The sequence below is a fragment of the Halorubrum tebenquichense DSM 14210 genome (assembly GCF_000337415.1).
GTDB lineage: Archaea > Halobacteriota > Halobacteria > Halobacteriales > Haloferacaceae > Halorubrum > Halorubrum tebenquichense.
The window spans coordinates 1-24,345 of sequence record NZ_AOJD01000028.1 but is presented as its reverse complement, the minus strand read 5'-3'; the positions used below and the strand labels follow the sequence as shown (position 1 = coordinate 24,345).

Sequence of the window (24,345 nt, the reverse complement as noted above, 5' to 3'; positions counted from 1 at the left end):
TCGAACGGCGTCCGACCGTCGACCCTTTATCGGTGCGTCTCCCTCCCACAGTCATGACCGACTGGGTGAGCCTCTTTTCCGGCGGCAAGGACTCCTCGTGGGCGCTGTACCGCGCCTTGGAGGAGGGACTCGACGTCTCGCGACTGCTGACCGTCCACCCCGCAGGCGACTCGTACATGTACCACACGCCGGCGACGGAGCTCGCCGCGCTCGCCGCCGAGAGCGTCGGGATCGACCTCGTCGAGGTGTCGCCGGACGATTTCGGCGCGGGCGATGTCGACGACGCGGGCGCGCAGGGGGACGCCGAACTGGAGCCGATGGAGGCGGCGCTCCGGGAGATCGCCGCCGGAAGGGACGTCGACCTCGCGGGCGTCACCGCGGGCGCGGTCGAGAGCGAATTCCAGACGAGCCGGATTCAGGCGATGTGCGACCGGCTGGGGATCGACCTGTTCGCGCCGCTGTGGCAGCGGGACCCGGTCGAACTCGCCGAGGCGATGTTCGACGCCGGCTTCGAGATCCGGATCGTCCAGGTGGCGGCGTACGGCCTCGACGAGTCGTGGCTCGGACGCCGGTACGACGCCGACGCGCTCGACGACCTGCTCGCGCTCCGCGAGGAGTACGGCGTCCACCCGCTCGGCGAGGGCGGCGAGTTCGAGACGTACGTCGTCGACGGCCCGCACATGGACCGCCGCATCGACCTGACCTACGACGCGGTCTGGGAGGGCGACCGCGGGCACGTCGAAATCCGAGACGCGCGGCTGGAGTAGCTCCGAACGCGGCTAAGTCGGTTCGTTACCTCTTCTTCACGGCCAGTTCCCGGCCTGATCGTACGCGTTCACGATCCGGCCGATGCCGACGACGTACGCCGCGGTGCGGAGGTTGGGGACCTCGTTCGACTCGTACGTCTCGACGAGCGTGTCGAACGCGTCCGTGATGACGCGCTCCAGTTCCTCGTTGACGCGCTCCTCGGTCCAGCCGAATCGCTGTCGGTTCTGGACCCACTCGAAGTAGGAGACGGTGACGCCGCCCGCGTTCGCGAGGATGTCGGGGACGACGTGGACGCCGCGGTCGGCCAACACGTCGTCGGCGTCGGGCGTGAGCGGCCCGTTCGCCGCCTCGACGATCAGGTCCGCGCGCACGTCGGCCGCGAGGTCGCCGTTGACGGCGTTCTCCAGCGCGGCCGGGACGAGGCAGTCGACGTCGAGCGTGAGCAGTTCGTCGTTCGAAATCGCGTCGGTACCGGAGTAGCCGGTGACCGATCCGGTCTCGGACTTGTGCGCTTTCACCTCGCGCGGGTCGAACCCGTCTGCGGCGTGGATTCCGCCCGAGGAGTCGGAGGCCGCGACCACGTCAGCGCCGAGGTCGTCGAGCAGCGCCGCGGCGACGGAGCCGGCGTTTCCGTACCCCTGAACCGCCACCGTCGCGCCCGACAGGTCGCGGCCGAGCCAGTCGAACGCCTCGCGCGCGGACAGCGCCACCGAGCGACCGGTCGCCTCGACGCGCCCCTCGCTGCCGCCGGAGTCGATCGCCTTCCCCGTGATGACCCCGGGCGCGGTGGTGTTCTCCAGCGTCTCGTAGGTGTCTTTGATCCAGTTCATCTCCCGTTGACCGGTGTTGACGTCCGGTGCGGGGATGTCGCGGTCCTCGCCGATCAGCGGGCGCAGCTCGGTCGCGAACGCGCGGGTGATCCGCTCTAACTCGTCGGCGGAGTAGTCGGCCGGATCGATCGCGATCCCCCCCTTGCCGCCGCCGTACGGAACGTCGACGACGGCGCACTTGTACGCCATCCAGCCGGACAGCGCCTTCACCTCGTCGCGGGTGACCCCCGGGTGGTAGCGGATCCCGCCCTTGTACGGACCGCGGTCGCCGTTGAACTGCGAGCGGTACGCGCGGACGGTCTCCAGCGAGCCGTCGTCGCGCTCGAACGTCAGGTTCGTCTCCAACACCCGCTCCGGGTTCTTCAGGCGCTCGATGACGCCCGGATCGGTCTCGAGGACCGCCGCCGCGTCGTCCACCTGCTCTCGCAGACTCTCGAACGGGTTAGCCTCCGAACTCATACGTTCACGTCTCCGCGCCGGTGGTTAATTGTGACGACCACGGGGGTCCGCCGGCCGCGCCGACCCGACGCTCAATGTCGATGCCCGTCGACTCGACGACCGGCGTCAGCGACCGTCAACCGGACGACCGGCGTCAGCGACCGTCAACCGGACGACCGGCGTCAGCGGTCGCCGTCGGGCGCTCGATCGAGGATCCGCTCCGCCTGCGCGATCAGCGGCGCGTCGACCATCTCGCCGTCGACCTCGAAGACGGCTCGCCCCTCCGCGTCCGCTTCGTCGCGGGCGTCGAGGACGGCGCTCGCCCACTCCACGTCCTCGGGGTCCGGGGTGAACGCCTCCGTGATCGGTCCCACCTGCGCCGGGTGGATCGCGAGCTTCCCGTCGTAGCCCAGCCGCCGCGCGAACGCCGCGTCCTCGCGGAGCCCCCCGTCGTCCGAGAAGTCCGTGTACACCGTATCGAGGGCGTCGATGTCGGCCGCGCTCGCCGCGAGGACGACGTGTTCCCTCGCGTACAGCACCTCCGTCCCCTCGTCGGTCCGGGTCGCGCCCACGTCGGCCGCGAGGTCCTCGGCCCCGAACGCGAGCGCGTCGGTCGCGTCCGCGGCCGCGATCGACCGCGCCGAGAGGACCCCCGCCGCCGTCTCGACGAGCGCGAACACCGCGGGGTCGCGCCCGCGATCGGCACAGAGGTCCGCGACGGCCGCGACGCGGTCGGCGGACTCGACCTTCGGAAGCATCACCGCGTCGAGCCTGACCTCGGCCGCTTCGGCCTCAGCAGTTCCGTCTCCCGCGCCGCCCCCCAACACGCCGTCGAGGTCGGCCGCGGGCGACTCGGCGGTCAGCCGGACGCACACCTCCGCGTCCGGGTCGAACGAGGGGTCGGCGAGCACGTCGGCGACCGCCGCCCTCGCCTCGTCCTTCCGGGCGGGCGCGACGGCGTCTTCGAGGTCGAAACAGATCACGTCGGCCCCGGCCCCGGGGGCCTTCCGCATGAGGTCAGGGCTGTCGCCGGGGGAGAACAGGAGGCTTCGGCGTGGCATGCTCCGTGGTCCGCGGGCGGACGGCTAAAAACCGCCGGCCGAATCCCAATCGAGGGGGCGATTCGTCGCGCTCGCGTCACCCGCCTCGACCGCCGCCGTCGCGCTCGTGTCGGTCTCGCCTCGACAGAGAGCGGTACCGATTTCACGTCGCCGGTCGACCCCGAGGGCATGACCGGACGCTACTACGAGGAGTTCGCGGTCGGCGAGACGATAGAGCACGCGAAGCGGCGGACGATAAGCGAGGCCGACAACCAGCGCTTCTGCGACATGACGATGAACCAGCAGCCGCTCCACCTCGACGCCGACTTCGCCGCGGAGACGCAGTTCGGCGAACGGCTCGTGAACGGGCTGTACACCATGTCGCTCGCGGTCGGCGTCTCCATCCCCGAGACCACCGACGGGACCATCGTTGCGAACCTCTCGTACGACGGCGTCGAACACCCGAACCCGGTGTACCACGGCGACACGATCCGCGCGCGGTCGACCGTCGTCGACAAGCGGGAGACGAGCGACGGCGAGCGCGGCGTCGTCACCATGCGCGTCGAGGCGTTCAAGATCGTCGACGGCGACGACGACGTCCTCGTCTGCGAGTTCGAGCGGACGGTGCTCTCGGAGAAGCGACCGGAAGGAGACGAGGTGTCCGACGGATCGACCGACTGACCGACGCGCCGGTCAGTCCCCTTCCGCGGCCAGCAGCAGTCCGAGGTAGGAGGTCCGCACCTGTTCGCCCGCGTCGAGGCCCAGTCGGTCGAGCGCCTCGACCGCCGCCTCGCGCGCCGCGTCGACCTCGCGCTCCTCGCCGACGGCGCGCTCGATCTCGACGTACTCGTCGAGTCCGGTGACGGCGTCGAGCGTCACCGTGAACCCGTCGTACGACCAGAACTCGCGGCGCTTCTCCACCGTCGCGGCCGGCTCGAACCCGAGGCCGGAGAGGACCGCCGCGAGCGCCTCGCCGTCGTCGACGCCGGTCTCGTGTTCGGCGCGCGTCTTCGACGCGTCCTCGATGAGCGGTCCCTTATAAGTGACCGTCGCTGCCGCGTCGCGGTCCCGCGCCGCCGACGATACTCCGCCTTCCAGCGGCGTCTCGCGTCGAATGCGGAGCGCCTCGTCGGTCTCGGCGAACTCGCGGTGGGGCGCGTCGTAGTAGGTGTCGCGCTGGAGCCGGGCGTCGACGCGCTCGGCACCGGCCGCGCGGAGCCGCTCCCGGGTCGCGTCGAGGTCGGCCGGGACTTTGATCTCGACTTCGTACACGGTAGTGCGTGCGACCGGCGCGTTCAAAAGGGACCCGGGACCCAGCGGAGCCGCCCTCGGGTCGCGCCGAGGACGACCGGCGGGTCCCGCGCCCCGGCGCGTGAGCACCCGAACCGCCGCCGTTTCCCGGTCGTCGGCGGCCCTCGCGCCGAACCGTGCTTCTTAAGGGTGTAACAGGTGACCTTCAGGTATGAGCGATCAGGAGCAAGCGGACGCGGCCGACGAGGCCGAGGAGACCGAGACCGAGACCGACGCCGGACTCGAAGACGGCGACTTCGTCCGCGTCGCGTACACGATCCGAACGGCCGACGACGGCCGCGTCATCGACACGACCGACGAGGAGACGGCCGAGGACGCCGAGATCGACGTCGACGAGTACGACTTCGAGCCGCGGATCATCGCGCTCGGTGCCGGCCACGTGTTCCCCTCCGTCGAGGAGGCGTTCGTCGGCGGCGCGGTCGGCGACGAGGGCACCGTCGACGTGCCCGCCGAGGACGCCTTCGGCGAGTACGACCCCGACGAGGTCGAGACGGTCAAGGCCGACAAGATCCCCGAGGACGACCGCTTCCCCGGCGCGCAGGTCCAGATCGACAACCGGCAGGGCCACCTCGAAACGATCATCGGCGGCCGCGCCCGCGTCGACTTCAACCACCCGCTGGCCGGCGAGGACCTTGAGTACGAGTACGAGATCCTCGAAGCCATCGACGATCGCGAGGAGCAGGCGTCGGGCATGCTCGGCATGTACCTCCAGGAGGCCCCCGAGGTCCGCATCGAGACGGTCACCGAGGAGGAGGAGACCGTCACCGAGGACGACGACGGCGAGGAGACCGTCGAGACCGAGGAGGTCGAGACGGACGTCCTCTACGTCACCGCGACGCAGGCGATGCAGATGAACCAGCAGTGGATGTTCCAGAAACAGCAGATCGCGCAGGACCTCATGGACCGACTCGGGCTCGACCGCGTCGTGATCGAGGAGGTCATCGAGGGCGGCGGTATGGGCGGTCTCGGCGGCATGATGGGCGGCATGGGCGGCGGTGCCGGTGACGTCGACATCGAGGAGGCGCTCGAAGACGTCGACGTCGACGCCGACGAGATCGTCGACGAGATCGACGAGGAGTAACCGACCCGGTCGGTTCGTCCGAGCCACTCGATTTTTCGCGGCGTGTCCTTCCCGAAGAGCCGCCGGAGTCGCGCTTTTTTGCGTATGCGACCGACCGGCGGAGCGGCGCGACCGCCGAACAGATCCCTTTTGCCCGCCCGCCCGCCCACACCGCACATGGAGATCGAACGGGCGCGCGAGGACGCGCTGGTCGCCGCGAGCGCCGCGGCGACGACGGTCGCGGTCGCGCTGCTGTCGAGTTTCACCGATCTCGTCTCGGTCGGTCGGCTCCCGACGCTGGCACCGCTCGCCGTGTACGCGCTGTACCTCTTCTCGCGAAAGGGCGGTCCGTACGGTGCGTTCGACACCGCACGGAACTGGGCGGTCGCGGCGGCCGCCACGGGCGTCGTCGTCCTCGCCGTTTCCGCGGTGATCTGAGACAAAAACGAACCGGACCGATCTGCGGCCAAGTCGCGCTCCCGCCCCGCTTCGCCCCGGCTCAGGCGATGTCGCGACTCGTGTCGACGGCGACCTCGTCGGTGAGCTTCAGTTTCAGCGGCTCTTCGAGGGCCGCGCCGCCGCGGAACTTGGAGACGACGAGGCGGTTCGCGATTTCGGTCCCGGTGACGGTAGTGCGGAGGTCGAACACGACGTCGGCGACCTGCTCCGTGACCCGCCTCGTTCGGGGGTCCTCGCCGCCGCGGAGCGCGTGGAGCAGTGCGACGCCGTCGGCGTCGTCGACGCGGGACCGCACCCCGTCGAGGAACTCGGCGTACGCCGAGGGGGCGGTCTCCGCCTCCAGCGGCTCCACGGAGTCGACGATCAGCGTCCCGTTCTCGGGGAGATCCTCGGTCAGCGACGCCGCCTCGTCGAGGTCCCCGGCGTCGTCCGGGGCCTCGACGGTCGTCTCCTCGACCCCGTCGAGGCTGAGCGCCGCCTCCACCGCGCCGGCCGACCGGACCGTCGTCAGGTACCGACATCGCCGGATCCTCGCGAACCGGTTCAGGATGAGCTCCGACTGGCTGTCGGGGTTCGCCTTCAACACGACGACGCTACCGCTCGGGAGCCCCCCGCCGAACTGCCGGTCCAGCACCGAGATCCCGGTCGGTAGCGTCACCATACGATCGCTGCCGCCCGTGGACGTTTGGGTCTGTCGATGGCGGCTCTCTCGGCCGCCGACGGCCCCGTCGTCCCCCGTTCCGACGCCGCTCGTTCCCGCGGCCCTCACGCGATCCGCCACTCCGCTCCCGCCGCGGTCCCGGCGAGCCGACGAGCGAGGTCGTCGTACGCGCACCGGACGCTCGGGTCGGTGAGCGGGGCGGCCCCGCCGTCCGGTATCGCTCCGACGACGGGGCAGCCGAGCAGCGCCGCCACCTCGTCCGGGACGTCCGTCTCGCCGATCACGACCGCGCCGAGCGGCGGGCAGTCGAGGCGCTCCGCTATCGCCGCCGTCTTCGCTGCGTCTCGGAGCGCGGCGCGCCGGAGCGGGGTCGCGATCAGCGCGCGGTCCGCCGCCCGCAGGGGCGCGGCCACGTCCGGCGACGCCCCGGCCGGACAGTCGAGCAACACCGGTGCGGGATCCGGCGTCGCGCCGCCCAGCGCGTCGAACGTCGCGTTCGCGTCGACGGACCGCGGGGCCTCCGGGGCCGCGAGGACCGTCGGCTCGGCGCGGTCGGGACGCACCGGATCGCCCCCGCGAGCCGCGTCGAGGACGGTCCGCGCGTCCCCCTCGACGGCTCCCGATCTCGGTCCGGCGGTCGCCGAATCGCCCGCGGTCTCAGCGGCCAGCCGCGCGAGGTTCGGGAGGTCCCAGTCGGCGTCGGCCGCGACCACCGCAGCGCCGCGCCGCGAGAGCGCGCGGGCGAGCCCGAGGGTAGTCGTCGTCTTTCCGCTTCCGCCCTTGCCGCCGGCGACGGCTATCACGGGCGGTGTGCGTCGCTATCCGGTATAAGGAGTCGGGAGAATCGCCCCGCGCGACGGCCGGTCGGTCACGACCCCGACCGCTCGTGACCACGGCCCCGCCGCCGGTCAGTCCTGACAGCAGCCGCCGGCCTCGCCGCCGAAGTCGACCGCGAGCGGTTCCGAGATGGCCTCGTTGACGGCTTCGAGCGTGTCTTCCAGCTCGTCTTGCGCGTCGAGGTACTCGCTCATCACGGGCATCGAGTGGAGTTCGTCCTGCGCCTCTTGGACGCGCTGTAGCCCCTCGTTCGTCGCCTGTCCGGACTGCCGCGCCTGCATGAACTCCGCGCGGAGCTGCTCGAACTCGTCGATCCGGCTCTGGACTTCCTCGTCGCGCTGGACCGCCGCTCTCGCCTCTTCGAACCGCTCGTACTCCGCGGTTTCGGCGATCCGTTCGCCGAGCTCTCGGCCGAGGTCCTCGATTGAGACCTGTTCGACGCTCATACGCGAACGTCGTGACCGAGCGGTTTGAACCTGCCGGAGCCGGGGCTCGGGGGCCGCTTCCGACGCCCGCTACACCCGCGACGCGACGAACTCGACGACCGCCTCCAACTCCTGCGGACCGATGCCGTGCCCGCCCGGGAAGCTCCCGTGAGACACTGCGGCGTCGACCTCCTCCAGCCGCTCGACGGCGGCGTTCGTCCGCTCGTCGGGGATCACGCGGTCGCCCGCGCCCGCCCCGACGAAGACGGGCTTGCCCTCGATCCCGTCCGGGTCGAGGTCGCCGTGCGACTCCGGCAGGTAGCCGTGGAGCGCGACGACCCACGCGTAGCGGTCCGGGTCCTCCAAGAGGAGCGAGAGGCTCGTGATCGCGCCCTGACTGAACCCGAGCAGGCCGATCCGGTCGGCGTCGAGCCCGTAGGCGTCGACCGCGGCCTCGACGCTCTCGACGATCAGGTCGAGGCTGCGCCGGAAGTCGGCGGCGTCGGGCTGGCTCGACTCCAGCCCGCCGGCCGAGAGGTCGAGTTCGTACCACGTGTACCCGCCCTGGAGCGGGTCGGGCGCGCGGAGGCTGACCACGTGGAGTTCGTCCGGGAGCTCGGCGGCGACCGGGAGCAGGTCCTCCTCGTCGGCACCGCGACCGTGGAGGACGAAGACGGCGGGTGCCGGCTCGCCGTCCGCGCCCTCGTCGGGCGCGACGTGAACGTGTTCGAGCGGAACGTCTGTCATCGTCCGGCGGTTGACGGGGGCAGCCGTTAGGTCCGTCGGCCGCGGCAGGGACGGAAGCGGTGTCGCGAGTGGGACCGGGCGACCGCGCTCGACGCGTCAACCCGTAACCGAGACCGGTTACGCCACCCGTCCCCGAACGCGCCGTTTAACCGTCCTGCCGCACAATTCGCTCAGTATGAGCGGCTCCACGGAGGGCGACCTGACGAAGACGGGGATGGCCCTGAAACACGACCGCGAGTGGGACTACGAACTCGACCGGATCCTAGAGGCCATCGAGGAGCGGGACGCGACGAAGGTCGGCCTCCAGTTCCCCGAGGGACTCAAGCGGCGCGGCCCGAAGGTCGCAGACGACCTCCGCGAGGTCGCGCCCGACGACGTGACGTTCATGCTGTCGGGACAGCCGTGTTACGGTGCCTGCGACCTCGACACGTACCTGATGCGCCGGACGGACGTGTTCGTCCACTTCGGCCACACGCCGATGAAGGAGTCCGACAGCATCGTCTACGTCCCCCTGTTCTCGAACGTCGACCCGTTCCCGATCATGGAGGACGCGCTGGCGGAAGAGCTGTCCCCGCCGGAGGAGGACGCCGACGTGGGCCTCGTCACGACGGCCCAGCACATGAACCGGTTCGAGGAGATGACCGACTGGCTCGAAGAGCGCGGCTACGAGGTCCACACCCGTCGGGGCGACGACCGCCTCACCAAGGAGGGGCAGGTGCTCGGCTGTAACTACGCCTCCGCGGACATCGACGCCGACCAGGTGCTGTACGTCGGTGGCGGGAAGTTCCACCCGGTGGGCCTCGCGATGGAACACCCCGACAAGCGGGTCGTCATCGCCGACCCCGTCAACAACGCGGTGTCGGTCGCCGAGCACGACCAGTTCCTCAAGCAGCGCTACGCCGCGGTCCACAAGGCGATGGACGCCGAGAAGTGGGGCGTCATCTTCTGTACGAAGATCGGGCAGGGCCGGTGGGAGAAGGCACAAGAGATCGTCGACAACAACGAGAACGCCTACCTGATCACGATGGACGAGGTGACGCCGGACCGCCTGCGGAACTTCGACATGGACGCGTTCGTCAACACCGGCTGCCCGCGGATCACGACCGACGACGGCCCACGGTTCCACAAGCCGATGCTGACGCCGGGCGAGTACGAGGCCGCCATCGGCGAGAAGCCGCTCGACTCCATCGAGTTCGACACGTTCCACGACACCTGGTAACGGCTCCGGCGCTCCCTTCGTCATCGGCCGCTTCTGCCAGATCCTCGGCGCTTTAGTTCCCCCGACGAGACAAATGTGGTAATGGCGAACGACGGACACATCGGGACGACGCACATCGGAAGCCTGCCGCGACCGCCGGCGCTGCTCGACCTGCTCACGAAGCGGCAGGACGGCGAGGACGTTGACGAAGCCGAGTGGGAGGCGTCGGTCGAGGAGGCGACGCGCGACGTCGTCGACCGACAGGTCGAGACCGGGCTGGACTCGATCAACAACGGCGAGCAGTCGCGCGTCTCGTTCAACTGGTACGTCGCCGACCGCCTCAGCGGCATCGACGGGACACAGAAGACGGAGCTGTGGGCCGACCTCCAGGAGTTCCCCTCCTACGCCGAGGAGACGTTCAAGACCGACGTGATCGACCTCTCCGAACACCCGGTCGTGGACGGGCCGATCGAGTACACCGGCCGCGAGGAGGCCGAGGCGGAGATCGACGGACTTACCGACGCGTTGGCGGCCGCCGACCGCAACGTAGACGACGCCTTCATGACCGCGGCGTCGCCGAGCGTCGTCACCGCGACGCACGTCGACGAGCACTACGGCGACTACGAGGAGTACCTCTTCGCGGTGGCCGAGGCGATGAAGACCGAGTACGAACTTGTCGCGGACGCCGGCGTCACCCTCCAGATCGACGCGCCCGAACTGCTGACGGTCGGCCACACCGCGGCCTACGCCGACGAGCCGCTTGAGGCGGCCAAGGACGCGACGCGGCTCCACGTTCGGGCGCTCAACGAGGCGCTCGCGAACGTGCCCGCCGAGCAGGTCCGGCTCCACACCTGTTGGGGGAGCTACGAGGGACCCCACCACCTCGACACCGACCTCGCCGAGATGCTTCCGCTGATCTACGAGGCCGACATCACCGGACTCAGCGTCGAGCAGGCGAACCCGCGCCACCAACACGAGTACCGCGCGTTCGCGGAACACCCGGTCCCCGACGGCTGGACGCTGATCCCGGGCGTCGTCGACGTGAAGACGAACATCATCGACCACCCGGAGACGATCGCCGACCGCTTGGAGCGCGTCGCCGACGCGGTCGCGGAGGGGACCCCGCTCGTCGCCGCGCCCGACTGCGGCTTCGGCACGCAGGCCGGGATCGGCATGGTCGACCCCGAAATCGCGTGGGCGAAGCTCGACGCGCTCGTCGAGGGCGCTGAGATCGCGAGCAAGCGGCTCGCCTGAGGGGATCGCGTCCGGAGTCACCAATCGGGCCCGACCGCATCCTCGACGTACGCCACCGCCGCCGCGGGCGAGTCGACGGCCGCGACACCGTCGACATCGTGGGTGTCTATCCCCGCCACCGGGCGTCCCTGCGCGAGCGCGAGTCCGATCTCCGAGAGCGTCCCGTTCCCCCCGTCGACGGCGACCGCGGCGTCGCCGTTCATCACGACGAGGGCGTTGCGCGCGTGACCGAGCCCCGTCGCGATCGGCGTCGTGACGTGCGGGTTCGCGTCCCCGCGGTCGTCCGTCGGGACGATACCGATCGTCTCGCCGCCGGCCTCGCGAGCGCCGCGACAGACGGCCTCCATGACGCCGCCGAGACCGCCGCAGACGACGGTGTGACCGCGTTCCGCGAGACGTTCGCCGAGTTCCGCCGCGACCGCCGCGGTCTCCGGACCGATCGAACTGCCGCCGATGACGCTGACGCGCATGCGTCGACGAGGGTTCCCACGGGTCGTAAAACCGACTGCCGACCGCCGCTGTCGGCGCAAGACGGGCGTTCGCGGCGATTCTCGTCGCCGAGACGGCCACTGAAACCCTTATCCCTGCTCGCCGTGAACGGAGGTTATGACGTACGATACCGTCGTGTTCGACAACGACGGTGTCCTCGTGGGCCGCACGCGCTTCGACGTGCTCCGGGACGCGACCCGGAACGCGTTCGAGGAGTGCGGCGTCGAGGAGCCCGATCCGGACGACGTAGAGCAGATGACCATCGGTGCGACCCCCGGCAGCGTCGGCACCGTCTGTCAGACGTACGACCTCGATCCGGGGTCGTTCTGGCGGACGCGCGACGACGTGGTGTCGCGGGCCCAACAGCAGGAGGCCCGCGAGGGCCGCAAGACCCCGTACGACGACCTCGACGAGCTTCAGGACCTCGACGTCGAGATGGGAATCGTCTCCTCGAACCAGCAGGCGACCGTCGACTTCCTCGTCGACCACTTCGACGGGTTCGATCGCATGGGAGCCGCGTACGGCCGCGAGCCGACGATCCACTCGCTCCAGCTCCGCAAGCCGAACCCGCACTACATCGAGCAGGCGCTCGGCGACCTCGACGCGGGCAACGCGCTGTTCGTCGGCGACAACGAGTCCGACGTGCGCGCGGCCGAGAACGCCGGGATCGACTCCGCGTTCATCCGCCGCCCCCACCGCCGGGACTGGGAGCTGAACGTCTGGCCGACCTGGGAGATCAAGGACCTCTCCGACCTCCACGACATCGTGGAGTGAGCGGGCCGGTCGGCCCGTCCGAGCCGCGGTCGCATAGTTCGACGCTTCGCGGCTCCGCGGCGCTCGGTCGCCGCGCCGATGAAGCGTTTAAATTCGATGGCGCGTAACTCGCTGTCGTGACCGACTCGCCCCCGTGGGCCGACCTCTTCGGCCACCCCGAACCCTACCCGGAGCAGGCCGACGGCATCGACGCCGCCGTCGACGCGGCCGAGGACGGCGGCTTCCTCGCCTTAGAGGGTGCCTGCGGGACGGGCAAGACGATGCTCGCGCTCACCGCCGGGCTCGACCGCGTCCGGGACCCTGAGTCCGACTTCGAGCGCGTCTTCGTCCTCACCAGCGTCAAACAGCAGTTACGTCAGTTCGAGACGGACCTGCGGGCGATAAACGACGACCTGCCGGAAGACTACGACCCCGTCTCCGGGCTCACGCTCGTCGGCAAGGCGGACGTTTGCCCGTACGCCCGAGAGAACCGGGGCGGGATCGACCGGGAGAACGTGTACGAGCGCTGTGAGGGGCTCCGCGAGCGCACCCGAAACCTCGTCGGCGACGGCGGCGCGACGACGACCTCGAACCTCGTGAGCGAGGCGCGGAGCCAGCAGGTCGGCCTGCTGGACTCCGGCTCCGAATCAAGCGAGGCCTCCGGCTCCGGCGAGTACCTCTCGGTCGACGGCGAGCCGACACCGTACCGACCGGACACCGAGGAGTACGACGGGACCGAGTTCTGCCCCTTCTACGCCGGCTTCCTTGACGACCTCCCGGAGGACGGCGACCCGGCCGAGGCGGTCCCGTTCGACGTGACCGAACTCGGCCACGTCGACGCCGACGAACTCGTCCGGCTCGCGGCGGGGCACGGCTCCTGTCCCCACTCGATCATGGGCGCGCTCGTCCCCGAAGTGGAGGTCGTCATCGGCAACTACTACCACGCGTTCGACCCCGTGACGACCGGGACGTTCACGGGCGCGCTGCTCGACGACTCGACGTTCGTCGTCTGCGACGAGGCCCACATGCTGGAGCCGCGCGTGCGCGACCTCGTGAGCGACGCGGTCGCGGACGCGAGCCTGCGCGACGCCGAGAACGAACTCACCCGCGTCGTCCAGCCGCTCTCGTTCGAATCGGCGGGCGCGGAGTCGGACGACGCCGCCTTGGTCCGCGGCGAACTGGAGGACGCCGACGTGACGGTCGAGGAGATCGAGGCGGTACGGGAGTTCTACGCCGACCTCCGCGGCGAGCTCGACCGCCGCGTGACCGCGCACCTCGACCGCGAGCGGCCCGACTGGCGGGCGTCGATGCGCGACCTCGACGACGACGAGATTCCCCTCCGCGACCCCGAGGAGCCGGGTAAAGACGAGATCACGACGTGGGCGGACCGCGAGGGGTACGGCGAGCGCGTCTGGGCGCGCGCCGAACAGGTCGGCGCGGTCGTCAAGCGCGTCCTCGACTCGCTCGAAGACGAGGACAAACAGCGCGCCGCGCCGGGCGTCGGCCGCACCCTCAACGCCTGGTACCGCGAGGGACACACCGACTTCTTCCGGGCGATCGAGCTCGAACGCACGTTCGACGAGACGGAGCCCCCGGACTCGTGGCGGCGGGCGTACAACGCGCGCCTCGCGCTCCACAACTGCCTGCCGAGCGAACCGATCGGCGACCGACTGGCGTCGTTCGGCGGCGGCGTCCTCATGAGCGCGACGCTGGAGCCGATGGACCTGTTCCGGGAGGTGACCGGACTCGATCACCTGGCGGAGCGCGGTCGCCCGGTCGTCGAGCGGACGTACGGCCTCTCGTTCCCCGAGGAGAACCGCGCCAGCCTCGCGGTCGACGCGCCGAAGTTCACCCACCAGAACCGCGGCGCGCCCGGCGAGGAGAACCCGACGCGACTCGCGCACGTCGACGCGACGGCCGCGGTCGCGCGCCGCGAGGGCAACGTGCTGGTCGGGACGCCGAACTACGCGGAGGCGACGTGGATGGCGGAGGCGCTCGCCGGCCGGCTCGACAAGCCGGTCCTCTTAGACGAGTCCTCCGACGACCGCGAGACGGAGTCACTGAAGGACGACTTCTTCGCCGGCGACGGGAAGGTGTTGGTGACGAGCCTCCGCGGAACGCTCACCGAGGGAGTCGACTACCGCGGCGACCGGCTCGCCGCGGCCGTGGTCTGCGGCGTCCCGATAATCAACACGGCGCAGCCGCGGACGCGGGCGGTGATCGCGGCCTACGACCGCCGGTTCGAGTCGGGGTTCGAGACGGCGCTCACCGTCCCCGCGGTGCGGAAGGCGCGGCAGGCGGTCGGTCGGGTCATCCGCGGCCCGGACGAGCGAGGGGTGCGCGTGCTGCTCGACGCCCGCTACGCCCGCGACTCGTGGAACGGCGTCCGGGAGTACCTGCCCGACCACGAGCGCGAGGAGTTCCAGCCCGTGAGCCCCGACATGGTCGACGTCGCGCTCGACCGGTTCGAGTCGCGGTCGGCGGCGGCCGACGACTGAGCGGACCTACTGCCGGGTAACGGCCCGTTAGGTGGCGGTAAGCGGCTCGTAACTATCGTCTTCGAACGTGTGGACGGAGTATGGACACCAACTCACCTTCCGGCCAGTACCACGTCGTCTGCCGCGACTGCGCCGTCGAACGGCTTTTCAACGACGCGGCCGACGCGACCACCCTCGAACGCGCCCACGTCGCTGAAACCGGTCACTCGGTCGCGGTCGGTCGGATCGTGTAGGCCGGGAGACGCCGTTTCGCCCCGGGCCAAGGAGATCGGCCTCAGACGACGTTCGAGTCGATGTCCCGCGGGAAGGTGGTGAGCGTCTCGGTCCCCGACTCCGTGATCGCCACCGTGTCGGAGTGGCGGTAGCCGTACTCGTCTGTGTACAGGCCGGGCTCGATCGTGTACACGTGGCCGGGCCGCATCAGGGCGTCGTCGCCGTCGTAGCGCTCGCCCCAGCCGCGGTCGATGTACGGCGGCTCGTGGCCGCCGAGACCGATGTTGTGACCGACGTGGTGTTGCGCCAGATCGGTCACGCCCTGCTCATCGAAGTAGTCCCAGACGACTTGATCGACCTCCGCGACCGGCACGCCCGGTCCCAAGGCGTCGATGGCGAGCGTCTGCGCCTCCAGCATGAGCTCGAAGTAGTGTTCCTGTTCGTCGGAGTAGTCGCCGACGAACATGGTCCGCTCAAGCTCCGAGCGGTACCCGTCGACGTTCGCGGTCGCGCCCGTGACCAGCACGTCGCCCTCGGAGAGCCGCTCGTTCGGGGTGTGGCCGTGGGGGAGCGCGGTCTCCTCGCCGGAGATGTAGCCGGCGTGGACCGGGCCGTCGCCGCGGACGCGGACGCTGTAGTCGTCGCCGAGCGTGTCGAGCATGGCTCTGGACGCGTCCGTCGACGCGCGCTGCGAGACGGTGGCCGGGTGCGCGCCCGGCTCGGAGTAGTCGGCGAGGTAGCGGTGGCCGAGGTTCGCCCACTTCGCGGACTCGCGGATCAGGTCGACCTCGTCGTCGGACTTCGCCCAGCGCATCCGGTCGACCCACGACTGGGTCTCGACGTCGAGGAACTCGGAGAACGCGGGCCCCTCGTACCCCATCACGCCCGGCGGACCGTCGGCGTCGGCGGCGACCGAGTCGACGCCGAGCCCGTTCAGCATCCCGACGGCGGCGGCGACCGGTTCGCCGCCTGGATAGTCGAAGTAGTCGTGGACCACGTCGATCCGCGGGTTCGGCGAGACGCGCTCGACCTCCAGCCTCGGGACGGTGATCTCGACGCGGTCGTCGGTGACCGCGAGGACGACCGGGCGCTCCGTCTGGATGTGATGGAAGCCGGTGAGGTACTCGATGGACGTCGCGCCGACCCACGTCGCGGCGTCGGCGTCGGTCGCTGCGAGGCGGTCTCGGACGGCTGCGAGCCGGTCCTCGAAGGCCGACTCGGGAAGTCGCGTGGCCATACCTCACGATGAACGAACGGGCCGATAAACGGTCGGGTAGCGGAACGGTAGCGGCGTCGGCGTCGACGCCGGTGCCGGCGTTGAGGACGCGCCGGTGCCGACGTCAGGAAGGGAAGCGGTATCGCGGTCGTTCCGGGCGAATCAGTTCTCGCGGCGCGCGAACGCGAGGTTGCCGGAGACGTTCTTGATGTAGGCGGTCACGGTCTCGCCCTCCTGTGCGCCGGGGACGAAGATCGTGTACTCGCCGCGCTCGGCGACGCCGTCGCCCTTGCGCCCGGTGCCGACGATCTCGAGTTCGTACGTGTTGCCCGACTCGACGGCGTCCTCCTGCCGCTGGGTGTTCTGCGTGTTCTGCTTCGCGACCGGACGGAACGCCCCGCAGGCCTCACAGCGGAGCATCGGCGTCCGGTTCTCCGTCTCCAGCCGGGTGTCCGGGAGGCCGCACTCCGAGCAGGTGACGAACGACTCGATGTACGAGTCGATCGCGGCCTGAAAGTCGCGCTCGCGGAAGTTCCCGCTGTAGCGGGCGCGGCCGTCCTCGTACTGCCCGGCCGTCCCGAGCTCCTGCTGGATCTTCGAGTGGACGTGTTCGGGGTCGCGGCTCAGCGCGTCGGCGATTCCGGAGAGGTTCGTCAGGCGGGTGAACGCCCCGTCCTTCTGCGCTTCGGGGTCCGGAACGGAGAGCCGTTCGTCGGAGCCGCCCAAGTCCGGGACCTCGTCCATCGCGCGGTCGAGGCTCGATTCGTAATCCATACGAGAGCGAACGACAGCGCGACGGAAATCGCTTCCGGGTTCGGGGTCGATCGATGACGACGATCGCTTATAAAGAACGACGCGGTTGACGCGTCCCCCCGAGGGCGGCCACTCGGCGGCCCTCGCCGCCGTACCGCAGATCGGTCGCCATTTCTCCTGTATCGACCGCACGTTGGACAGAATCAACCGCTTTTTGGGTGTTTCAACGGAGCCAACGAGGCCGAACGAGCGGGAGAAGTGAACGCCGGGCTCGGCGTGTGGCGTTCGTCCAGAAGTAGCGGGAGGTAGATTTGAACTACCGATCTCCGGGTTATGAGCCCGGCGGAATCTCCTGGCTATCCCATCCCGCTATCGTAGCAAAACCGCGTGCGACTGTTAAGGGTTCTGATCCCGCCGCCCGTGTGCGATTCGTCCACGCGTCTGCCACGGGTTTCCGTCCCGTCACGCGGGCCGGCCGTCGGTCGGGTCACTCCCCGTTCGCGTCGTCGGCCGCCTCTCCTCCCTTCGCCGCCACGGCCCTGATCCGGATCCGGAGCGCGAGCACGGCGACGGCGGCGAACCCCACCGTCACGGCGACGTCGGCCGGATCGCCGGAGAGGGCGCGCTGCGCGGTGAGCCCCGCCATCAGCGCGAACATCAGCGCCAACAGCCCAGCGATCGGGACCACGTACCCCTCGGTGAACGCCGACCCGCCGGATTCGTCGCTCATTTCCTCTCCGTCCGCGGGCTACCGTGAAAAGCCTCCCGCGGCGACCGTTCGTTGCGCCGGCCGCAAACGATTTTACCCATCATCGATAGTGATAGACGATGCACAAGCCGCTGCTGACGACGGACTTCCTAGACCGGGCGCGTCGACACTACGCCGACGAGGAGGCGGTCCTCGCGGTCGACGGGACGCGATACACGTACGCGGAGCTTGGCGAGCGCGCCGACCGGTTCTCCGCCGCGTTACAGGACCGCGGGATCGAGAAGGGGGACCGCGTCGCGGTGTTGGACCCGAACACGCACTACCATCTGGAGGCCGCCTACGGCGCGATGCAGGTCGGTGCGGTCCACACGCCGCTGAACTACCGGCTCACCCCCGACGACTTCTCGTACATGCTCTCCGACGCCGGGGTCGACGCCATCTACGCCGACGCCGAGTACGCCGCGAACGTCGAGGCGGTCCGCGACGAGGTGCCGACCGAGACGTTCCTCACGAACGACGCCGACGGGGTGGAGGGCGACTGGGAGTCGTTCGACGCCGCGCTCGACGAGGCGGACCCCGACGCCTACGAGCGCCCGGAGATGGACGAGGACGAGGTGATCACGATCAACTACACCTCGGGGACGACCGGCGACCCGAAGGGCGTCTGCCGCACCCACCGCGCCGAGACGCTCCACGCGTACCTCATTTCGATCCACCAGGAGATCACCGACGACGACGTCTACCTCTGGACGCTGCCGATGTTCCACGTCAACGGGTGGGGCCACATCTACGCGATCACCGGCATGGGGGCGCGCCACGTCTGTACCCGCGGGGTCGACGTGGCGGAGACGTTCGATCGGATCCGCGGCGAGGACGTGTCGTACTTCTGTGCGGCACCGACCGTCTTGAACATGCTCGGCGACCACCACGCCGAACACGGCGGCGCGACGACCGGCGACGCCGACGTGCGGGTCGCGACCGCGGGCGCGGCCCCGCCGGAGGCGACGATCCGCACCGTCGAGGAGGAGTTCGGCTGGGACCTCAAACACGTGTACGGCGCGACCGAGACGGGACCGCTCGTGACGACCTCGGACGCGAAGCGCCACTTCGACGCCGACGCCGACGACCGCTTCGCGGTGAAGAAGACGCAGGGGATCGGCTACCTCGGCACCGACGTGCGCGTCGTCGACGAGGACGGGGAGGACGTGGCCGCCGACGGCGAGACGATCGGCGAGATCGTCGTCCGCGGCAACCAGGTGATGGACCGCTACTGGAACAAGCCCGAGGCCACCGAGGCGGCGTTCTCGGAGCGGCTGGAGGGGTACTACCACATGGGCGACCTCGCCGTCGTCGACGAGGACGGGTTCGTCTCGATTCAGGACCGCAAGAAGGACATCATCATCTCCGGCGGGGAGAACATCTCGTCGATCGAACTGGAGGACACCCTCTTCGAGCACGACGCCGTCTCCGACGCCGCCGTCATCCCCGCCCCCGACGAGCGCTGGGGCGAGACGCCGAAGGCGTTCGTCGTCCCCGAGAGCGGCGACCCCGAAGACGCGGGCGCGACGACGGAGGAACTCAAGGCGTTCGTCCGGGACCGCGTCGCCGATTACAAGACGCCCGGCGAGGTGGAGTTCGTCGAGGCGCTCCCGACGACCGCCACCGGGAAGATCCAGAAGTACGAACTGCGCGAACGCGAGTGGGACGAGGAGGATCGGATGGTCGGGGAGGGGTAGTCCCTCGGCGGGATCGGGAGGCGTTCGGACCGATCAGGCCTCGCCGCCGTCGGTCTCGTCGCCGGCGTCATCGACCTCCCCGGAGTCGCCGTTCTCGCCGCGGTCGCCCGACTCGACGCGTTTCTCGGCGTCGCCGCCGGAGTCGCTCAGCCGGTCGGTATCGATGCTCACGCCGGGCGGCGTCACGACGAGGAACCCCCGGAAGTGCATCAGCTCGCCGTCCATGTCCTTCACGTCGCGCGCGAAAGGGGCGGCCAGCTCGTTGAGGTCGCCGTCTATCGACAGCACAAGCGTGTTCCCGTAGTCGACGCTGCGGACCCACTCCTCCGGGTCGGTCGTGCCGTCCAAGACGCCGAGGACGACGTCGCCGGCGGCCGCGAACGCCTCGTCCATCTTCGCCTCGGCGTCCCGCAGGTCGAGGTCCCAGTCGCTCATACGTGGGGGTCGACAGGCGGCGGCAAAAGCGTTCGGGAGCGCCCCCGCCGCGACGCGATCCGCCACCCCGGTCCGCGGTCGCGGTCCCCCTGCCGTCCGCCGGGGACGGTCGCGGTGTCGTTAAGTGCGTTCCCGACCGATCGGCGGTATGAAACACACGCGGCGGTCCCTGCTCGCGGCGGGGGCGACGGTCGGCGTCGCCGGCCTCGCCGGCTGTTCGGGCGGCGGCGGAGACGGCGGACTCAGCTTCGACGCCGGGGCGTACGACTGCGACCTGTCGGAGCCGTCCGACCCCGACCTCGACTACCGACCGACGCTCGGCGACCCCGACGCCGACGTGACCGTTCAGGTCTTCGAGGACTTCACCTGCGGGCACTGCGCGACGTACAACCTCGACCACTTCCCGGCGATCCGCGAGGAGTACGTCGAACCGGGCGAGATCCACTACCAGCACCGGGACTTCCCGCTCCCGGTCAACGAGCGGTGGGCGGTTCCGGTCGCGAGCGCGGCCCGGGGCGTCGGGGTTCGTCACGGCGACGAGGCGTTCTTCGAGTTCGCCTCGGCGGCCTACGAGTCGCAGGGGAGTTACGGACAGGGCAGCGCGACCGAGGAGATGCCGGGCGGCGCGGACCCCTGCGCGGTCCTCGCCGACATGGAGTACACGCCGTACGCGGACGCCATCCAGAGCGACAAGTCGGAGGGCGAGTCGATGGGGGTCGGCGGGACGCCGGCGATCTTCGTGAACGGGAGCCCGGTCGAGGGCGGGTACGAGGCCGAGACGATCTCGTCGGCGATCGACGCCGAACTCTGAGGCGCGGAACGATCCCCGTCGAGGTGGGCGGCTGTTCGGTCCCGCCTCCCGACCGGATCGCCCCGGAACGTCGGTCTTTTGACCGTTCGGCCCGTTTTATAAGCGGATGAGCGACGACGAACGTGACGGATCTCCCGTGGGCGGGAGCGAGGCCGCGGCTGCGGCCGAGACCGACGCCGCCGCGGGCGACGCCGCGGACCGCCGCCGCCTCGGTGCGGTCGTCCTCGCGGTGCTGATCTCGCAGGTCCTCCTCTATCCCGGCGTGCCGAACCTGGTGGTCGCGCTCGGCGCGCCGGCCGGCATCGACGCGGGGATGTGGTTCCTCGTCGCGGAGTTCGGCGCGTTCGTGACGTTCGCGGTCGTCTGGGGCGCGCTCTCGGATGCGCTGGGCCGGCGGATCCCCCTGATCGTCGTCGGCGCGTTCGGCGGCGCGGCCTCGTACGTCGCGCTGGCGTCGCTCTCGGGGTCGGGGCTCGGCTTCGGGGCCGCCCTCCTCGTCCGCGTCGTCGGGGGCGCGCTCACCATCGGCGCGTTCTCGCTGTCGATCACGCTGCTGATGGACCTCCGCGGCGGCAACGGCCGCAACATGGGGGTCGCGGGGCTCGCGATCGGTCTCGGCGCGGCGGTCGGCTCGGTCGTCGGCGGGTCGCTCGCCGACCTCGACGCGCTGTACCCCGTGTACGCCGGCGCGGTCGTGCTGGCCGGGGCGGGGCTGCTCGCGGCGACCGTCGACGACCGCGCGGCGACGGCTTCGGGCGGCGAGGCCCCCCACGGTGAAGCGGCCGAGACCGCGGAGCCGGTCGGCTTCCGCGACGTGCTCGCGCGGGCGCGGACGACGCCCGGCCTCCTCGTCCCGCTCGCGTTCGGCTTCGTCGACCGCCTGACCGCGGGCTTCTTCGCCCTGGTCGGCGTGTACTACTTCCAGGACCCGGCGACGTTCGGCCTGTCGGCGGGCGCGGCGGGCGCGACGCTCGCGCTCTTCTTCGTCCCGTTCGCGCTGCTCCAGTCCCCGTTCGGCGCGCTCTCGGACCGGATCGGTCGGTTCCTCCCCGTGGTCGCCGGATCGGTCGCGTACGGCGTCGTCACGGTCGGCGTCGGCGTCGCGCCGACCTACCCGATCGCCGCGGCGCTGATGGTGCTCGTCGGGGTCTGCGGCGCGCTGATGGCCCCGGCGACGATGGCGCTCGTCACCGACCTCGTGGAGCCGGAAGTGCGCGGCGCGGCGATGGGGCTGTTCAACGTGTTCGGCTCGCTCGGCTTCCTGACCGGGTTCCTCATCGGCGGGGGCGCGACCGACGCGTTCGGCTACACGCCGGCGTTCCTCGCGGTCGGCGGGCTGGAACTGGCCATCGCGCTCGCGCTGCTGCCGGCGGTCCGCTCGCTGTCGCCCGGGGCGGGGCTGATCGGGCGGCTCGGGGCCGAGGGCTGACGACCGCGTTCGGAGACTATTGCGGCCCTTTGTGTCATCGGTGTTAATTTAAATGCGCCGGCACAACGCCGGATCATGGCACGACCCTCCCGTCGGCGCTTCCTCGGTGGTAGCGCCCTGACGCTCGCCGCGCTGACAGGCGTTCTCGACCCCGCGACCGACGACAGTCCCCTCGACCGACCGGCCGGCGCGCCGGCCGACCTCGACGTCGACGTCCCCGCGCCGCTCGCGGACGCGTTCCTCCCGGTCCCGACGGCCGACGCGCTCTCGACCGCGTACTCGACGGTCATCGCCGACACCGTCGACGCCGACTCGGACGAGGGGCTCGGCTACCGGGTCCGCCCCGTGACCGAACGGCTCGACGTCGACGCCGACGAGCTCTCGGCGACCGTCGGGGTCCGGGCGGTCGAGCGGGGCGTCAGGCTGACGACGGCCGTCGGCGAGTTCGACCGTCCCGACGACGGCGAGACGGTCGCGGTCGGTCCGGAATCCGATGACTCGAGCGGTTCGGACGACGGCGGGCCGGACGACGACGCGTCCGCGGACGCCGAGACGACGGACGACCTCCCCGCGGGCTGGCGGCTGGCCGAGACGGACGAGACCGCCTTCGTCGCCGGCGACGGCGTCGCGGCGGTCGCGACCGGAGACGGGTCCGCCCCCGGCCCGCGCGGTCGGTCGAGCCCGTCGGCGGAGGACGCCGCCGAAGCGCGCCTCGAGACCGCTCGAACCGCCGGGCGGGCGGCCGCGGACGAGGCCGACCGCTTCGCGGAGGGGCCGCTCGGCGCGGCCGCGCTCCCGCGGCTCGGCGGGTTCGAGACGGTGCTGCTCGTCCCGGACGCCGCGACCGGCCCGTTCCCGGCCGGGGTCCCGGGCGACGTCGACGCGTTCGCCGCGGGCTTCGAGGTCGCCCCCGGAGAACTCCGCGACCTGACCGGGACGGCGGAGAACGCCTACGTGATCCGCCCGGCCGAGGACGCGGGCCGCCTCTCCGACGAGAGCGTCGAGCGGCTGGTGCGCGAGATCGACCCGGCGGTCCCCGTCGAGACCGAGGTCACCCGGGCCGACGGGGTCGTCCTCGTCGACGCCGTCGTCGAGGCACCGCCGGAGCGGGATCCGGAGGCGTCCCCCGACGCGGAGGTGTGGTCCCGGTTCGACCGCGACGCCGGAACGGTGACGTTCGAACACGTCGAGGGCGAACCCGTCCCGGCGGCCGAGCTGGAGCTGTGGCACGACGGCGAGGAGGTGAGCGACGACCTCCTCGACGGCGACGCGTTCGAGACGGGCGACGAGCTGACCGTCGACACGGGGCTGATCGCGGCCGTCGCGCTGCGCTGGTTCGACCCGGACGCGAACGCCTACGACGTCTACGCTCGCGAGCGGGTCGACCGCGAGGCGTTCGCCGTCGACTACGACCTCTCGACCGAGGAGCTGACGCTCACCTACGAGGGCGACGGCGAGGCCGACGCGAGTGACCTCCGGCTGGTCCACCGCGGCGACGACGGCGCGCGGACGGTCGGTGACGGCTTCGCCGACGGGACGCTCTCCCCGGACGACGCGGTCGCGGTCGAGGACGTGTCGATCGGCGACAGCGTGCGGCTGGAGTTCGACTTCGAGCGGCCGCCGGGCGTCGGCGGCGGGCCGCTCGTCCACTACCGCGCCCGGCCGCCCCGCGTGTGGATCCACTCGCGCGCCGAGGAGGGGACCGTGGTCACGTACGGCGACGAGGAGTCCCGCCCCGCCGACGCGTTCGTGACGCTGGTCGACGGGGAGCCGACCGACGCCCAGTTCGCCGACGAGTACGACACCCTCTCCGAGCGCGACGAGCTGGTGCTCGGCGAGCTCCCGCTCGGGAGCACGGTCACGGTCGAGTGGCGGGGGCCGAACGAACCGGCCGTCGTCGCCGAGGAGGAGGTCGTGCCGAACACCCGCGCGTCGATCGAGTACGACCCGGACGCGGGCGAGGTCACGGTGCGACACCGGAGCGGGCGGACGCTCCCGGCCTCGGACCTCGAACTACAGGCCGGTCGGACCCCGACCGACGTCCAGCCCGCCGACGAGCTCGACGAGTTCGGTCCCGACGACTCGTTCTCGGTCCCGGTCCCGCCGCTCTCGCGCGTGCGGCTCGTGTGGACCGGCGGCGAGCGCGAGCACCACATCGGCGGGACGACCACGGCCCGCGACGCGTTCGCCGCGGCGTACGACGCCGACGACGAGGCGATGACCGTCGAGTACGTCGGTGAGCGGCCGGTCGACCCGGAGCGGCTCCGCGTGAGGG

The 24,345-nt window shown here is 70.8% G+C and carries 25 protein-coding genes and 1 tRNA gene; 13 read left to right on the top strand and 13 right to left on the bottom strand.

Features of this window, described 5'->3' with window-relative positions; genetic code table 11:
* Positions 1-53: 53 nt before the first annotated feature.
* The gene (locus C472_RS04930; protein ID WP_006628702.1) at positions 54-767 is read left to right on the top strand and encodes a diphthine--ammonia ligase; all 714 of its coding nucleotides are present in this window, start codon (positions 54-56) and stop codon (positions 765-767) included.
* 36 nt (positions 768-803) lie between these two features.
* On the opposite strand, the gene C472_RS04925 is transcribed toward C472_RS04930, so the two are convergent.
* Positions 804-2,057 carry a Glu/Leu/Phe/Val family dehydrogenase gene (locus C472_RS04925; protein ID WP_006628701.1) on the bottom strand — a complete coding sequence of 418 codons (1,254 nt, stop codon included), beginning with the start codon at positions 2,055-2,057 and terminating at the stop codon, positions 804-806.
* Between the two features lie 161 nt (positions 2,058-2,218).
* A complete protein-coding gene (locus tag C472_RS04920; RefSeq protein WP_049906328.1) occupies positions 2,219-3,097 on the bottom strand; it encodes an HpcH/HpaI aldolase/citrate lyase family protein in 879 nt (292 codons plus the stop codon).
* Between the two features lie 168 nt (positions 3,098-3,265).
* On the opposite strand from C472_RS04920, the gene C472_RS04915 reads away from it, so the two are divergent.
* Complete coding sequence (locus tag C472_RS04915) at positions 3,266-3,757, top strand: MaoC family dehydratase (protein WP_006628699.1); 492 nt, start codon at positions 3,266-3,268, stop codon at positions 3,755-3,757.
* A 12-nt stretch (positions 3,758-3,769) separates the two neighbouring features.
* Here C472_RS04915 and cyaB read toward each other — a convergent pair whose 3' ends face one another.
* Complete coding sequence (gene cyaB / locus C472_RS04910; protein ID WP_006628698.1) at positions 3,770-4,348, bottom strand: class IV adenylate cyclase; 579 nt, start codon at positions 4,346-4,348, stop codon at positions 3,770-3,772.
* A 190-nt stretch (positions 4,349-4,538) separates the two neighbouring features.
* Here cyaB and C472_RS04905 point away from each other — a divergent pair, with 190 nt between their 5' ends.
* Both C472_RS04905 and C472_RS04900 read left to right on the top strand, forming a co-directional pair.
* The gene (locus tag C472_RS04905) at positions 4,539-5,468 is read left to right on the top strand and encodes an FKBP-type peptidyl-prolyl cis-trans isomerase (protein ID WP_006628697.1); all 930 of its coding nucleotides are present in this window, start codon (positions 4,539-4,541) and stop codon (positions 5,466-5,468) included.
* 156 nt (positions 5,469-5,624) lie between these two features.
* The gene (locus C472_RS04900) at positions 5,625-5,885 is read left to right on the top strand and encodes a hypothetical protein (protein ID WP_006628696.1); all 261 of its coding nucleotides are present in this window, start codon (positions 5,625-5,627) and stop codon (positions 5,883-5,885) included.
* A 61-nt stretch (positions 5,886-5,946) separates the two neighbouring features.
* Here the strand turns inward: C472_RS04900 and C472_RS04895 are convergent, their stop codons facing one another.
* The 4 genes from C472_RS04895 to C472_RS04880 all read right to left on the bottom strand — a co-directional run bounded on the left by C472_RS04895 (position 5,947) and on the right by C472_RS04880 (position 8,576).
* Positions 5,947-6,567 carry an RAD55 family ATPase gene (locus tag C472_RS04895; RefSeq protein ID WP_006628695.1) on the bottom strand — a complete coding sequence of 207 codons (621 nt, stop codon included), beginning with the start codon at positions 6,565-6,567 and terminating at the stop codon, positions 5,947-5,949.
* Between the two features lie 104 nt (positions 6,568-6,671).
* Positions 6,672-7,370: a nucleotide-binding protein gene (locus C472_RS04890; RefSeq protein ID WP_006628694.1), complete on the bottom strand. Its 699-nt coding sequence runs from the start codon at positions 7,368-7,370 to the stop codon at positions 6,672-6,674.
* A gap of 105 nt (positions 7,371-7,475) precedes the next feature.
* Entirely contained in the window at positions 7,476-7,850 is a 375-nt protein-coding gene (locus C472_RS04885; RefSeq protein WP_006628693.1) for a YlbF family regulator, read from the bottom strand.
* 69 nt (positions 7,851-7,919) lie between these two features.
* The gene (locus C472_RS04880; RefSeq protein ID WP_006628692.1) at positions 7,920-8,576 is read right to left on the bottom strand and encodes an alpha/beta hydrolase; all 657 of its coding nucleotides are present in this window, start codon (positions 8,574-8,576) and stop codon (positions 7,920-7,922) included.
* Between the two features lie 175 nt (positions 8,577-8,751).
* Here C472_RS04880 and dph2 point away from each other — a divergent pair, with 175 nt between their 5' ends.
* Both dph2 and C472_RS04870 read left to right on the top strand, forming a co-directional pair.
* Entirely contained in the window at positions 8,752-9,795 is a 1,044-nt protein-coding gene (gene dph2, locus C472_RS04875; protein ID WP_006628691.1) for a diphthamide biosynthesis enzyme Dph2, read from the top strand.
* 81 nt (positions 9,796-9,876) lie between these two features.
* Positions 9,877-11,028 (top strand): cobalamin-independent methionine synthase II family protein, encoded by a 1,152-nt coding sequence (locus C472_RS04870; RefSeq protein ID WP_006628690.1) that lies wholly within the window; start codon positions 9,877-9,879, stop codon positions 11,026-11,028.
* A gap of 17 nt (positions 11,029-11,045) precedes the next feature.
* Here C472_RS04870 and C472_RS04865 read toward each other — a convergent pair whose 3' ends face one another.
* On the bottom strand, positions 11,046-11,498 hold the full coding sequence (locus C472_RS04865) for a TIGR00725 family protein (RefSeq protein WP_006628689.1): 453 nt from the start codon (positions 11,496-11,498) through the stop codon (positions 11,046-11,048).
* A 136-nt stretch (positions 11,499-11,634) separates the two neighbouring features.
* Here C472_RS04865 and C472_RS04860 point away from each other — a divergent pair, with 136 nt between their 5' ends.
* From C472_RS04860 to C472_RS17460, 3 genes are all read left to right on the top strand, one after another.
* The gene (locus C472_RS04860; RefSeq protein ID WP_006628688.1) at positions 11,635-12,291 is read left to right on the top strand and encodes an HAD family hydrolase; all 657 of its coding nucleotides are present in this window, start codon (positions 11,635-11,637) and stop codon (positions 12,289-12,291) included.
* Between the two features lie 116 nt (positions 12,292-12,407).
* Entirely contained in the window at positions 12,408-14,768 is a 2,361-nt protein-coding gene (locus tag C472_RS04855; RefSeq protein ID WP_006628687.1) for an ATP-dependent DNA helicase, read from the top strand.
* Positions 14,769-14,848: 80 nt separating this feature from the next.
* Entirely contained in the window at positions 14,849-15,001 is a 153-nt protein-coding gene (locus tag C472_RS17460; protein ID WP_006628686.1) for a hypothetical protein, read from the top strand.
* A gap of 41 nt (positions 15,002-15,042) precedes the next feature.
* Here the strand turns inward: C472_RS17460 and C472_RS04850 are convergent, their stop codons facing one another.
* The 4 genes from C472_RS04850 to C472_RS04835 all read right to left on the bottom strand — a co-directional run bounded on the left by C472_RS04850 (position 15,043) and on the right by C472_RS04835 (position 17,680).
* Positions 15,043-16,218 carry a M24 family metallopeptidase gene (locus C472_RS04850; RefSeq protein WP_006628685.1) on the bottom strand — a complete coding sequence of 392 codons (1,176 nt, stop codon included), beginning with the start codon at positions 16,216-16,218 and terminating at the stop codon, positions 15,043-15,045.
* Between the two features lie 141 nt (positions 16,219-16,359).
* On the bottom strand, positions 16,360-16,971 hold the full coding sequence (locus C472_RS04845; protein WP_006628684.1) for a translation initiation factor IF-2 subunit beta: 612 nt from the start codon (positions 16,969-16,971) through the stop codon (positions 16,360-16,362).
* A 275-nt stretch (positions 16,972-17,246) separates the two neighbouring features.
* Positions 17,247-17,321: transfer RNA gene (locus C472_RS04840), tRNA-Met, on the bottom strand.
* A 116-nt stretch (positions 17,322-17,437) separates the two neighbouring features.
* Positions 17,438-17,680 (bottom strand): hypothetical protein, encoded by a 243-nt coding sequence (locus C472_RS04835; RefSeq protein WP_006628683.1) that lies wholly within the window; start codon positions 17,678-17,680, stop codon positions 17,438-17,440.
* A 98-nt stretch (positions 17,681-17,778) separates the two neighbouring features.
* Between C472_RS04835 and C472_RS04830 the strand changes: the two genes are divergently transcribed.
* Positions 17,779-19,395: a long-chain-fatty-acid--CoA ligase gene (locus C472_RS04830; protein ID WP_006628682.1), complete on the top strand. Its 1,617-nt coding sequence runs from the start codon at positions 17,779-17,781 to the stop codon at positions 19,393-19,395.
* Positions 19,396-19,428: 33 nt separating this feature from the next.
* Here the strand turns inward: C472_RS04830 and C472_RS04825 are convergent, their stop codons facing one another.
* The gene (locus C472_RS04825) at positions 19,429-19,830 is read right to left on the bottom strand and encodes a DUF5779 family protein (RefSeq protein ID WP_006628681.1); all 402 of its coding nucleotides are present in this window, start codon (positions 19,828-19,830) and stop codon (positions 19,429-19,431) included.
* Between the two features lie 148 nt (positions 19,831-19,978).
* Between C472_RS04825 and C472_RS04820 the strand changes: the two genes are divergently transcribed.
* From C472_RS04820 to C472_RS04810, 3 genes are all read left to right on the top strand, one after another.
* The gene (locus C472_RS04820) at positions 19,979-20,641 is read left to right on the top strand and encodes a DsbA family protein (protein ID WP_006628680.1); all 663 of its coding nucleotides are present in this window, start codon (positions 19,979-19,981) and stop codon (positions 20,639-20,641) included.
* A gap of 106 nt (positions 20,642-20,747) precedes the next feature.
* The gene (locus C472_RS04815) at positions 20,748-22,070 is read left to right on the top strand and encodes an MFS transporter (RefSeq protein ID WP_006628679.1); all 1,323 of its coding nucleotides are present in this window, start codon (positions 20,748-20,750) and stop codon (positions 22,068-22,070) included.
* 75 nt (positions 22,071-22,145) lie between these two features.
* Positions 22,146-24,345 (top strand): hypothetical protein (locus C472_RS04810; protein WP_006628678.1); only part of this gene is annotated, 2,200 nt, incomplete at its 3' end.